Consider the following 13084-nt stretch of genomic DNA (forward strand, 5'->3'; position numbering starts at 1 on the left):
TTTCTTTGCAGTTCTTCTTCCCTTTCCCAAATTTTCACGATTAGTTCAACGCAGTAAGAAATTCCCACGTCCGTATTTTTTGCATAAAAAAAATCCCTACCCGCATCGTACAAGTACGTGCAAGCAGGGATCCTTTTATGAGGTGACACTCTATCTGTTAAGCGAAACAGAGTTTTCTCACCTCTTCAAAATTCGAGACAAAATGGGCTGTAATACCCTCTTTGATATGCTCAGGCAGTAACTCAAAATCCTCCTGATTATCTTTTGGCAGTAGTACCTCTTTCACCTTGGCTCGCTTTGAAGCGATCATCTTCTCTTTAACTCCACCAATAGGCATAACCATACCGGTAAGAGTCAACTCCCCTGTCATGGCAAGATTGGATTTAATCGCCTTTCCTGTGACGATTGAATAGAGCGAACATGCCATTGTGATACCCGCAGAAGGCCCATCCTTTGGAGTGGCACCAGCCGGAACATGGAGATGAATCATGTTCTTTTTAAAGAATTCCGCTCCTTCGTCATTGTTCTGCATCAGGGAGCGCACATAGCTATACGCAATCTCTGAAGACTCAATCATGACATTACCCAGCTGTCCGGTCTGCTTAAAACCGGCCTGACCAGTAGGAATTGCCACAGACTCAATATGCAAGGTTGCTCCCCCCATACTGGTGTACGCAAGGCCTGTTATAACTCCAACCCTCGATTTCTTATAGGCCTGATCTTCACTGAAGTATCGTTTTCCTAAGAGATCTCGCAGGTCACTCTTTTTAATGGTGATCTTATCCTCCGGTTTCTCAATGATCTTCTGTACAGACTTTCGAAGGATTTTTTTCACACAGTTTTCAAGCCCACGCACCCCAGCCTCACGGGCGTAGCCGTCAACAATTCCACTTACTGTTGCCTTAGGCAGACTTATCTGCTTACTGGTCAACCCATGCTCTCTCAACTGCTTTGGAATAAGGTGACGCTTGGCAATCTCCACCTTTTCCTCGAGGATATACCCAGGCAACTGAATAACCTCCATACGATCCATCAAGGGACCTGGAATGGTATCAAGCTGATTTGCCGTACAGATGAAAAAGATCTTAGACAGATCAAAACGAACATCAAGGTAGTGGTCAAGAAAGTCTCTGTTCTGCTCAGGATCCAAAACCTCAAGTAAGGCAGAAGCAGGATCGCCATGAAAACTTGCTCCAATCTTATCTATCTCATCGAGCATGATTACAGGGTTTGCCGTCTTAACAGTCTTAATCGCCTGAACAAACTTTCCAGGCATAGCACCAATATAGGTCCGTCTGTGTCCCTTAATCTCAGCCTCATCACGCATTCCACCCAAAGAGAACCGATAAAACTCACGACCCAGACTTTTAGCTACAGATCGTCCTATGGAGGTCTTACCGACCCCCGGAGGGCCCTGGAGGAGCAGAATGGTCCCTGAGAGATCACCTTTAATAACACCTACGGAGATCAGCTCAAGAATCCTGTCTTTAACATCTGTGAGGCCGTAGTGGTCCTTATCAAGAATCTTTTGGGACTTGGCTCTGTTATAACTGTCCTTGGAGTAGACTCCCCAGGGTAGAATTGTGAGCCAGTCAAGGTAGGTCCGGGTAACATTGAACTCAGGCGAAGAACTACCGAGCAATTTTAGTTTTTCGATCTCCTCTTTGACCTTGTCCCTGGCCTCATCCGAGAGGACCAGTTTTTTCAGGCGCTTCTGATACTTTTCAATTTCGGACTGGGTGTCATCCTTTGCAAGACCAAGTTCCTTTTTAATCTCCTGCAACTGCTGTTTGAGAAAAAACTCTCTCTGCTGCTTGGATAACTGCTCTTCAATTCTTTTAGAGATCTTTGCCTTGAGTTTAGATATCTCAACTTCATTTTTGAGTAAGATCAATACCATCTCAAGACGTTTTCTGATTTCTGCAGTTTCTAGAATCTTCTGAATTTCCGACCCTGAAGAGGTGGTCATGGATGCTGCAAAATCGGCAAGCGACCCCGGATCACTCAAGTTAATCCGCTCTATAAGCAGACTTAAGCCCTCTTTAAAGAGAGGATTTAAGTTCACCAGCTCTTTAATACAATCAATAATTGCAACGGAATAGGCCTTAAACTCCTCAATATTTTCCTGAATAGTTTCAAACCAGTACTTCACATGAGCGGTAAACAGAGCCTTATCTTTTCTCATGGAAAGAACATCAAAACGCTCCAGAGCCTGAACGAGGATCTGAAGTGGTTCTCCCTGTTTGTAAGGAGAAACCTGGATGACCCGTGCAGCAACTCCCACTTTAAAAAAATCATTCCTGCTTGATGCCGGGTGTGCCATTCCATCGTCTGTGGGCCGCTGGAGGATAAGGGCAAAATAGAGCGGAGTATTTTTATTCACATGCTTCATGACAGCCTGCTGCAAACCAGGGTCATCAATAATAATAGGGCCCATCATTTTAGGAAACATTGGCCTGTCGTGAAGGGGGATAACCATAATGTTTTCAGGCAGCAGATCCTTTGCCACCATTAAGGATTTATCTGGTCCCAGTTTCTCATCGCCAGGAGATTCGATTCCATCGGGGGTTAAAACAGTTGTTTCTTCAGCCATCTACTCTCTCCTTTTTTTGTGCACGGTGTCTTCTGAGGACACCTCTATAAATTGACGCCCTTTACAGGGAGCGGAAGTATTTGAGAATTAATCTAAGACCGACAGTGAATATTACTACCCTTTTCTTAATAAAAATGATAATCATTTGCAATTAGATATATCTTTTATTTTCTACAATTATTTACTTTTTCTCCTTACCAACGGTTGTATTGTAATATTTTGACTACAATTCTTGATCTCTTTGTCTTAATAGTTATTCTCTTTTTCTGGAACAGGTAGACCTCGCAGTACAAACTCATACTAATCAACTGAGGTGGAACCATGAGTGATACAATTCACAAAGTCGTTTTAGAAGAAGAATTCCGTACCTGCCCGGTCTGCCGATATAGTGATGGTTTTCATACCATGCTTAGACGTGACGAAGAAAACGATCTGGTGCGCTGGCTCTTTATCTGCCCCTCCTGCCATGAAATTTTTGATATAGGCAAGATCGCCTAAAAGACAAGGTGAAATATACTCCTATGAATATTACTGAAGCCATTAAAAGCCGTAAATCTGTCAGAGCCTTTCTCGACAAAGAGGTCAGCCAGGACCAGGTGAAAAATATACTAGAGGTTGCACGACATGCTCCATCGGGCACAAATGCACAGCCCTGGGAGGTTGCTGTAGTTCAAGGTGAAACGAAACAACAACTGACAACTGCCCTTCTTAAAACATTTCGTGAAGGTGGACTTGGGGAAATGGACTACAACTATTACCCTGTAAAATGGAAGGAGCCATTTAAAAAGAGACGTGTAGTCTGTGGAGCTCAACTCTATTCAGCTCTAAAAATTGAACGTCGCGACAAAGAAAAACGTCTTGAACAGTGGGAAGCGAACTACAAGGGCTTTGATGCCCCGGTTCTGCTCTTCTTTTTCCTCGATAGCATCATGGAAAAAGGCTCCTTTCTTGACTATGGCATGTTTATCCAATCTATAATGCTTGCAGCCCTTGAGGAGGGCCTTACCACCTGCGCCCAGGCTGCATTGGGACAATACCCAGAAGTTATCAAGAAAACCCTGGGATACGAAGATGGCTACACCCTTATCTGCGGTATGGCCCTCGGCTATGAAGACACAAGCGCCCTGCAAAATAACTACCGAACAGAAAGAGAGGAGATCGAGGTGTTCACCAGATTCTTTAAATAAAGTACTATCCTGTTTTGCTAAACGCTGTACAATAGGGTATAGGCTTCCCCTGGATACCAGCACACATAAGTAAAAGCGTATGAGCAAAAACAACGGAGAAACTATGTTTACCTTTGGTGACATCAGAAATATAGCAATACAGATTGAAAGAAACGGTAAAGAAAGCTACCTCAAGGCAAGTAAGGTTTCCACCAACCCCAAAGTGACAGAAATGTTGCTCTGGATGTCAGAGCAGGAACGCAAACATGCCATCTGGTTTACGAACCTGAAAAGCACAAAGCCCCTTACCCCTGAGCAGAATGAAATGGAAGCGGTTGGCCGGACCTTATTGCAGGATATGGTGAAAGGAAACAATTTCCTTCTCGATACAAAGAACCTGGAACAATCCAATTCTGTTAAAGAAGTACTCGACATCTCAATATCATTTGAAGAGGACACCATTCTCTTTTATAATTTTCTTCTGGATTTCCTCGATGACGAAGATGACCGTGAGCAATTGCAGCAGATCATCGCAGAGGAGCAGAGTCATATTGCGCAACTTGAACAACTGCTCGCCGATGTGGATGAGCTCCCCTGCTGACAGGAAGCGCAATTCACTCGACCTTTGGGAACCGCAAACACTTAAACAATACATTTCTATGCATCAGACGATAAGAACCACAGCACAGATCATACTGCTCATTATCTTCTGCCTGTTTACTGAACAATTCTGCCTGGCTGAAACAGGAAACCAACTCAGCCAGGGACAGGATATCTATATCCCTGCCTACTCCCACATCTATCACGGCAACAAGGAGACTCCACTGCTCCTTTCAGTGACATTAAGCATCAGAAATATTGACTTAAATAACTCCATCACCATATCAAGAATAGACTACCACGAGACCGATGGCCCTCTGGTTAAGCAATATATTTCTGAGCCCATTACCCTCGGACCGCTGGGATCTGAACGTTTTGTGGTGCCGCAAAAAGATAACACAGGCGGATCTGGAGCAAACTTTATAGTTACCTGGAAAGCCGATACGCCAACAAATCCTCCAATCGTCGAATCAGTTATGATCGGCACCCAGTCCCAATTAGGTATTTCCTTTACTTCACGGGGACAAGCACTAGAGTAATCATTGAGATAGTTGCACAGTTTCAGATACATGAACCCTCTCTGAACACGACTTCTGTGTCCTGAGACACCGTATACAACCAACAGTTTGATCCTTAATCATTAACGCAAAACACCATTTGTGAGGAGACTATGGACAATAAAGACTTCATGCAACAGTTACAGGTCGGCGGCACCAACTACAGTTATTTTGACCTGCGTGAACTCGCAAAACAAGGCGTTGGCAATATAGAAAGACTGCCCTACACTATCCGTATTCTCGTTGAGAATTTACTGAGAAAACTCGATGGAAACATCGTCACCAAAGAAGATTTAACAGAAATAACCAATTGGAAGACAAGCTACACACTCCCTGTTGAAATCCCTTACCACCCTGCCCGTGTTCTTATGCAGGATTTCACTGGTGTGCCTGCGGTAGTTGATATCGCCGCTCTGAGAGATGCAGTAAAGGATCTCGGCCACGACCCATCCATAGTGAACCCTAAAGTACCTGTAGAGCTTGTTGCCGATCATTCAGTCCAGGTAGACTACTCAGGAACATATGACAGCCTCACCAGCAATGTCGCCAAGGAGTATGAGCGAAACAGTGAGCGCTATGCAGTCTTTAAATGGGCCCAGACAAGCTTTAACAATTTCAAGGTTGTTCCACCTAATTCCGGGATATGTCACCAGGTGAACCTTGAACACCTCGGTCGAGTAACCATCACAGAAGACGCGGGTGCTGGTCAAGTCGCCTATCCCGACACCGTAGTCGGCCTTGACTCCCACACCACAATGATCAACGGTATCGGTGTTATGGGGTGGGGTGTTGGTGGCATTGAGGCAGAGGCTGTCATGCTTGGCCAGCCCTACTACATGTCTATTCCTGAGGTTATAGGGGTTCGTCTGGTTGGCGAGTTAAAAGCTGGCATCACTGCAACAGATCTGGTTCTAACCCTTACGGAACTTCTTAGAAAAACAAAGGTTGTTGAAAAATTTGTTGAATATTTTGGACCGGGTATGCAGAATCTATCCATTCCGGATCGTGCAACTATCTCCAACATGACCCCTGAGTATGGTGCAACTCTAGGCTTTTTTCCTATTGATGAGAAAACCATCGAGTATTTAAAGCTCACTGGCAGAAATCACCATGCAGCCGTTACCGAAGCTGTGGCAAAGGCCAGTGGACTTTTCTACGAAGACAGTGAAAAACGTGAGTACACGCAGATAGTTGAATTTGACCTCAGCACTGTTGAACCATCCCTTGCAGGCCCAGCCAAACCCCAGGACAGGATTCCACTATCTGCAATGGCAACCGCCTTCAACGCACAAAAGAGCAGTAAACAGAAAAAAACTGCTGAGATTGAGTTCAACATGAACAACAGAACTCAAAAAGTAGGCGACGGTAGCGTAGTCATTGCAGCAATCACCTCCTGCACGAACACCTCAAACCCCCATGTACTCATCGGTGCAGGTCTTATTGCCAAAGAAGCTGTCAAACGTGGTCTCAAGGTCCCAGGATACGTAAAGACCTCCTTTGCGCCTGGATCAAAAGTTGTGAGTAACTACCTCTATCAGAGCGGCCTCATGCCTTACTACGAAGCCCTTGGCTTCCATATCACCGCCTTTGGCTGTACCACCTGTATTGGTAACAGCGGCCCATTAAACCCTGAACTTGATCGGGTAATATCGGATAATAAGCTTAACGTTGCCGCCGTTTTGTCTGGTAACAGAAATTTTGAAGCCAGGATACATCAAAAAATCCAGTCAAACTATCTCGCCTCTCCAATGCTGGTACTCGCCTTTGCAATTGCTGGCAGGGTTGATATCGATCTCAGCACTGAACCTCTCTCCTACGACCCTAACGGAGAGCCAGTCTATCTGGCTGACCTCTGGCCAGAAGCTAGCATTGTGGATGAGATGGTGGACAAATATGTCACCCAGCAGGCATTTTTAACCGAATACAAAGGTATTTTCGAGGGTGATGAATTTTGGAAAAAACTCCCCGTTAAGGAAGGGACAACCTACAACTGGAATCCACAATCAACCTATATCAAAAAGCCTCCATATTTTGATAATTTTGATCTGACCCCTCCTGAAACCGACAATATTATTGATGCTCGTACTTTTCTACTATTAGGCGACACTGTGACCACAGATCACATATCTCCTGCCGGAGCCATTGCAAAAGAATACCCGGCCGGTCAATATCTCATGGAGCAGGGTGTTACTGTAGAAGATTTTAACTCATACGGCTCAAGACGGGGCAATCACGAAGTAATGATGCGGGGAACTTTTGGCAACATCCGGATCAAAAACAAGATGATTGAACCAAAGGAGGGAGCATTCACCCTCAAACAGCCGGAAAACACCGAGATGTATAACTACGATGCATCGGTTGCCTATAAAAAAGAATTAACACCACTTATTGTTCTGGCAGGTAAAGAGTACGGCACAGGTTCTTCCAGAGACTGGGCCGCCAAGGGCGCATACCTCCTCGGAGTAAAAGCAGTTATTGCCGAATCTTTTGAGCGAATCCACCGTAATAACCTCGTCGGAATGGGACTCCTTCCCCTCGTCTTTAAAGAGGGTGAGAATATTCAATCCCTGGGCCTCACTGGTACGGAACTCATTACAATTGAAGGACTTGCGGACATCAGCCCGAGAAAAACGATTAAGGTTTCCGCCAAAAAAGAAGATGGCTCAACGCTACACTTTGAGGTTATTGCCCGACTTGATACTGAGGTTGATGTAACCTACTTCAAACATGGTGGTATTCTGCATTATGTACTGAGGCAAATGGTTAAAGGAGATTAATCTCCCCTGCCTGTACTGACAAATACAAAGCCCCGAATCTGATTCCAGACTCGGGGCTTTGTAGTTTCTTTATTTCCTGTAAAGTGAATGAACAGGAAGCGTTAAATAAAATCAGTTTGCCTCGTCAAAGAGCACCTTTAACTCAGGCTTACGGATAAGAATCTGCTTTTTCAAGGTCTCCACAAGGGCATGATCTGGATGCATCTTGACAAAGTCATAGGCTTTAACATAGTTTCTCTCCACCAGGACATCGATCATGGTTTCGACCTTTGGATGGTCCGGCGCCACATCAAGAATAAATATAACGGCGTTTGGGGTGAGTCGGGCGATATCAGCATTATCGCTGATTGCATAAATTCCGTCAAAGATACTGGACACATGGGGGTGGTCCATCTTTTCCTGAAGTAGTAGAACTGCGATATTAGGATCACGATCAAACATCGCTTTTATGAGGGTTTTAGCATACTTATTTTCAGGATTTTCTGTAATAAAATCGAAGGCATTGGTCAGATTCTTCCTCGCAAGTGCAGTGGTCAACTCGTCAGCAAGGGGATGATCGGGAATAATGGTCAGTATCTTGCCGATGACATCGGAGCGCAATTCCTGAATAAAGTCCCGCTCCAACCCATACATACCCTTAATAATCGAATCACTACCAGCATGTCCCGGCATACGCTCCACAACCTTTACAGCACTGGCATAGCTTAACCCTTTAAGCAGTTGTCCGGTTGTTGCGTACATCTGACCCATAAGAATTTCCGCCTCACTACTATCCGGATATCGTTCTATAAAATCAAATGCTCTATCGAAATCCCAACCGGTCAAATGCCCTGGATTTTTCTTTACCGCTTCAAACTCGGCCGTCATTAGCTTTTTTTCATCACTTTCCACTGGACCCTTTTCGGCTTTTACTTCAGTATCTTTACCAGACATTTTTTTTCGAACCTTACCGAAAAACTTACTTCTTGATTTCTCTTTTTTCATATAGTCAGTCCAATTATTGTAAAATTCAGGGTTCAACTCTCAACCTGAGCCAAAAGTTACGACCCCACCAGAGAGGTCCATGCATCCACTTTTTTATACACCAATATAAGTTCAGTTGCAAATTACTGTTTACGTGGTAATTCAGACAGTACAGGTTTTTTACTGCCCCAACAACGTTGTTGTGTTGATTAAATACAACATGTGTAAAACCAAACAGATTACTCCAACAAAGGACTCCAGTCATGCAAGAGCAAATCAGCCTTCTCCTTAAAAGATATTCTAAACAGCTACTGCGTCCAGACGGAAGTCCTTTTATGGCAATAGATCTTCAAGATGCGAAAGATATAGCTCAAAAAACATCCTCTTCACTCTATGAGGTGGAACAACTTGCCCTTATAAGCGGTATAACCCCCACACGATTTGCGCGTAATCAGCGCTTACTCTCTGTTACTAACCAACTTAGCCTGCACGGGGCCAGGGTCGCAGTTATTGGCCTTGGAGGGCTTGGTGGTGGCGTTACAGAACTCCTTGCAAGGGTCGGGGTTGGCAACCTCACCCTTATTGACGGTGATGTCTTTGATGAAAGCAACCTTAACCGACAGCTACTCAGCACCGTTGCAAATATTGGAACTGCCAAAGTTACCGTGGCCGGCAAACGAGTCCAGGACATTAATCCGGCAGTGCAGGTAACACTTTTTCCTGAATATCTCGGCGATGAAAATGGACATTCTCTACTGCAGGGGGCTGATATTGCAGTCGATTGCCTGGACACCATATCTGCCAGATTTTCACTTGAACGACATTGTATAGCGCTCAACATCCCAATGGTTTCAGCTGCCATTGCCGGAAAAAGCGGACAGGCAACCACCATTTCTCCGGGTACCAGTGGTCTTATCAACCTCTATGGAAAAGAGAGTGACGCGCCCAAACGAGGTGTAGAGTCAGGCCTGGGAACCTTGGGATTTACCGCTTCCCACATGGCATCTATAGAGTGTGCCGAAATAGTTAATCTGATTTTAGGAGTTGAATCACCCCTTAGAAACAGTTTGTTGTTTTCAGATCTTAGCGACTACAGTGTTGAGCACCTTAAAATAGGCGCCTAGTATTATTTACAGAGGTTGCACAATCTTCGGTGAAGAGTAGCATCCTCGCCCAATCACGAAGTAATGCAATCTATTTCGCTAAGCGATAACGGGCCAGTTCAGTGTTCAACCACGAAGAACACTCCACAACCTTGGCGTCCCCACATTGTACCGTATAGACCTTACCGGACATGCTGCTTTTAGTCGCCGCGTATTTGATAAAATCTTCAGTGGTTTTGACCAGGCCTTTTTTCTTCACATACCTGTATTTTTTTGCAATATGCTTTGCGGCTTCCACAGGATCATACCACTTACCATTCCTGTTAAATTGACATCCAGATGTCTCTACAAAGGTAATCAGCTGATCCACCTCAACTGCGACCTGCTCACTCATATCTTTTGCAAAAACAACCCGCACACCCACAGATGAGATGATAAGTAGTATCAATAATAGACTACACAATGCTTTCCCTCTTACCGAGCAACGAATGGTTGCTGATCCTAGAAGTTTATTCAGCATGAAGTCATGGGTTGAATGATCAACAGCAGATTCTACTAACATACATTTCCTATTACGAATTAAAGTAGTTAACCACGCTCAATATCTAATCAGTGAGAGCCAGTTTCGCACCTAAGGTCGCAAAGGACGCCGCAAATGTTCGCTGCATCCAAATGATACAATTGGGAGAATTAACTACATAGTGCCGAACTCCATTGGCGGAAAGACCATAGAGCATAAAAACAGCAAAGGTCATCCCCATGAAAATTATGCCAAGAAGTCCCATCTGCACAACTGGTGACGAAGCTGAGGGCGAAACAAAAAACGGTAAAAACGCCAGAAAAAATATAGAAAGTTTGGGGTTAAGGATATTGATTAAAATTCCTCGGGTTATAACTTGTCTATATCGCATATTCGAACAAGCTGAATCGAACTTCAAGGACCCCGTTTCACGCCACATTCCCCATGCTAAATACATCAGATAGGCAGCACCTGCGATTTTAATGGTCTGAAATGCAACAGCACTGATATGCAAGATTGCAGATAACCCGAGTATACTTGCAAGCAAATGAGGAATGATACCTAACGTACATCCAATGGCCGCCGCAATACTGGCCCGCCAGCCAAGAAAGATTCCATTGGAAATAGTATATATAACACCTGTACCCGGAATCAAAACAACAACCAGGGACGTTAGAAGAAACTCAGTACTCATCGTACTTACCTCCGAAAGTAGGGTCAGTGGAACTTAAGGCTTGATTATACTGCAGATTTCTTTGTATATTTTTTTACTGCTGTGCACGACAAATGGCTCTTCTCCCACCATTGTCATTTTGTAATACACATCATCTTCTTGTCTCTTAAACCAGTTAAGAATGGTATAACAAAAATTCGTAGGTAGTAGAAACGTAGGATTTTTCATCCCCCATTCCATGGTTCCTGAGTAACCTGAATTGTTCTTTACCCCAATCAGTTCGACCTTTGTAACTTCACTGGTAGCAACTGTTTTTAATTCGTTTGATTGACTCACGAGTTTTATTTCGCTGGAATCAAATTCCATAACGTCAAACCGCGTAAACTTGAGATTTTCTCCAATAGTTATCATACGCTTTTATTCTTTTTCCTTGATAAAAAATAGCCGTAAATGACAAAACTTAAGGATACGATTTGTTGGGATGCCAATAGCGGCTTGTGTTGGATAAGCATTAGAGTTGCCATGCTCCCGTTCATTAACATGAAAAACAGCCAACCCTTCCGGTTATTTTTAGCCAGCAGATAACTCCCTAACAAAAAGCCCAGCATTACACCTATCTCTAATACCTGAGAGATGGAAGATATTCCGCCATAATCGAGCAAACTATAACCAACCCCAACCATTATTGAGCCAAATGTGAACAGTGAAGCAACCTTGTCAAAGGTTCTATTTGGTACTTCAGCGTTTTTATACACATTATAGAGGCCAAATAACATTGAGGGCACGCCTCCAGCTTCGATAGATGCAGCAATCCAGTTATGCTTACCTATAAGTATTATAACCCAGGCTGGGACACCTAGGATATAGATAGCCCAGCTAAAAAGCTTTAATTTCCTCTGTAAATCCTCTGCCTTGTTCTCAGCCAGGGCGAAGAGGACTTTATTTATGAGGTAAAAACTACCACCCCAGAGTTGTAATGCTATATCCATATTGTCATCTCATAAATCGAACTAGAATGTCTGATAATGACAAACCATTTCATGGCATGCTGCGGTCTATCAAGCTAAAGTTCAGTTTAATGCTGCAATATAATCGTCTACAAAGCCTTTTACTGAAGCCTCTGTTGTTGTCCAAGATGTAACAAGACGTACTGCCGAGTGTGTCTCATCTATTGCTGCCCATACGTAGAATTCGTACTTGGTCAATAACTGCTCTATTACTCTATTTTCCATAATTGGAAAAATCTGATTTGTCGGGGAATTGATCAAAAATCTGCATCCAGTTTCTTCCAGTTCAGCGACCATATATTGCGCAGATACATTGGTTTTTCTGGCAAGATCACAGTAGAGATTATCTTTAAATAACTCTTCGAACTGAATCCCTAAAATACGACCTTTAGCAAGTAGGCCACCCCTCTGTTTTATCAGGTAGCGGATATCTGCCCGTAGAGTTTCATTTCTTATGACCAGTGCCTCTCCAAGCAGAGCACCATTCTTCGTACCACCTATAAATAGTGCATCAGTCAGCTGATACATTTCAGCCATTGTGAGATCTGCGCCCTTGCAGGTGAGTGCTGCTCCAAGTCGGGCACCATCCATATAAATGAGAAGGTTCTTCTTCTGACAGTAGGAATTCAAAGACTTCAACTCTGACCGTGAATATACCGTTCCCAATTCCGTTGGATTAGAGATATAGACAAGACGAGGCTTTACCATATGCTCAAAATGGTGGTCAATCAAAATGGGATCAATACTTTCTGGAGTAAGCTTGCCGCTCTTAGTGTCTACCGTGAGAAGTTTATGTCCTGTGGCCTCGATGGCACCCGTTTCATGGGTTGCAATATGACCAGTTGCTGCGGTAATACAGGCTTCATGTGGACGCAGGAACGAACTAATGGCGAGCAGGTTTGTCTGGGTACCTCCTGAAAGCAGATGAACGTCTGCCCTCTCATCCCCCAGAGCCTTTTGAATTGAAGCGATAGCATTTAGAGTGTGGCGATCTCCACCGTAACCTTCTTCCTGCCCTAGATTATATTTCACAAGAGCATTGAGGATATTTGGGTGGGCTCCTTCACTATAATCGTTTTTAAAGCTGTACATGGAAATCCTTTCGTGGGTAGCTTATAGAGATCA

At 44.0% G+C, this 13084-nt stretch carries 13 protein-coding genes; 6 read left to right on the forward strand and 7 right to left on the reverse strand.

Going from position 1 to position 13084, the window contains the following annotated elements; all coding sequences use genetic code 11:
* Window positions 1-157 precede the first annotated feature (157 nt).
* Window positions 158-2593 (reverse strand): endopeptidase La, encoded by a 2436-nt coding sequence (lon, locus tag ACX6CI_RS16395; RefSeq protein WP_458774727.1) that lies wholly within the window; start codon window positions 2591-2593, stop codon window positions 158-160.
* A gap of 321 nt (window positions 2594-2914) precedes the next feature.
* On the opposite strand from lon, the gene ACX6CI_RS16400 reads away from it, so the two are divergent.
* The 5 genes from ACX6CI_RS16400 to acnA all read left to right on the forward strand — a co-directional run bounded on the left by ACX6CI_RS16400 (window position 2915) and on the right by acnA (window position 7693).
* Window positions 2915-3091, forward strand: a complete 177-nt coding sequence (locus ACX6CI_RS16400) for a hypothetical protein (protein ID WP_458774728.1) — start codon at window positions 2915-2917, stop codon at window positions 3089-3091.
* Window positions 3092-3114: 23 nt separating this feature from the next.
* Window positions 3115-3780: a nitroreductase gene (locus ACX6CI_RS16405; protein WP_458774729.1), complete on the forward strand. Its 666-nt coding sequence runs from the start codon at window positions 3115-3117 to the stop codon at window positions 3778-3780.
* Window positions 3781-3859: 79 nt separating this feature from the next.
* Entirely contained in the window at window positions 3860-4360 is a 501-nt protein-coding gene (locus ACX6CI_RS16410; RefSeq protein ID WP_458774730.1) for a ferritin family protein, read from the forward strand.
* Window positions 4361-4418: 58 nt separating this feature from the next.
* Complete coding sequence (locus ACX6CI_RS16415) at window positions 4419-4898, forward strand: DUF3124 domain-containing protein (RefSeq protein WP_458774731.1); 480 nt, start codon at window positions 4419-4421, stop codon at window positions 4896-4898.
* A 131-nt stretch (window positions 4899-5029) separates the two neighbouring features.
* Window positions 5030-7693 (forward strand): aconitate hydratase AcnA, encoded by a 2664-nt coding sequence (gene acnA, locus ACX6CI_RS16420; RefSeq protein WP_458774732.1) that lies wholly within the window; start codon window positions 5030-5032, stop codon window positions 7691-7693.
* Between the two features lie 111 nt (window positions 7694-7804).
* Here acnA and ACX6CI_RS16425 read toward each other — a convergent pair whose 3' ends face one another.
* The gene (locus tag ACX6CI_RS16425) at window positions 7805-8677 is read right to left on the reverse strand and encodes a hypothetical protein (protein ID WP_458774733.1); all 873 of its coding nucleotides are present in this window, start codon (window positions 8675-8677) and stop codon (window positions 7805-7807) included.
* A gap of 242 nt (window positions 8678-8919) precedes the next feature.
* Between ACX6CI_RS16425 and ACX6CI_RS16430 the strand changes: the two genes are divergently transcribed.
* Window positions 8920-9780, forward strand: coding sequence for a HesA/MoeB/ThiF family protein (locus ACX6CI_RS16430; RefSeq protein ID WP_458774734.1), 861 nt, complete (start codon window positions 8920-8922; stop codon window positions 9778-9780).
* 70 nt (window positions 9781-9850) lie between these two features.
* On the opposite strand, the gene ACX6CI_RS16435 is transcribed toward ACX6CI_RS16430, so the two are convergent.
* The 5 genes from ACX6CI_RS16435 to ACX6CI_RS16455 form a co-directional block, all read right to left on the reverse strand.
* Complete coding sequence (locus ACX6CI_RS16435; RefSeq protein ID WP_458774735.1) at window positions 9851-10321, reverse strand: YfeK family protein; 471 nt, start codon at window positions 10319-10321, stop codon at window positions 9851-9853.
* 43 nt (window positions 10322-10364) lie between these two features.
* Entirely contained in the window at window positions 10365-10973 is a 609-nt protein-coding gene (locus tag ACX6CI_RS16440) for a LysE family translocator (protein ID WP_458774736.1), read from the reverse strand.
* A gap of 33 nt (window positions 10974-11006) precedes the next feature.
* On the reverse strand, window positions 11007-11363 hold the full coding sequence (locus ACX6CI_RS16445; protein WP_458774737.1) for a hypothetical protein: 357 nt from the start codon (window positions 11361-11363) through the stop codon (window positions 11007-11009).
* Complete coding sequence (locus ACX6CI_RS16450) at window positions 11360-11941, reverse strand: hypothetical protein (protein WP_458774738.1); 582 nt, start codon at window positions 11939-11941, stop codon at window positions 11360-11362. Before ACX6CI_RS16450 ends, ACX6CI_RS16445 begins: the two co-directional genes overlap by 4 nt.
* 81 nt (window positions 11942-12022) lie before the next feature.
* Entirely contained in the window at window positions 12023-13051 is a 1029-nt protein-coding gene (locus ACX6CI_RS16455; RefSeq protein ID WP_458774739.1) for a threonine aldolase family protein, read from the reverse strand.
* Window positions 13052-13084 lie beyond the last annotated feature (33 nt).

Source organism: Desulforhopalus glucosivorans, assembly GCF_054397165.1.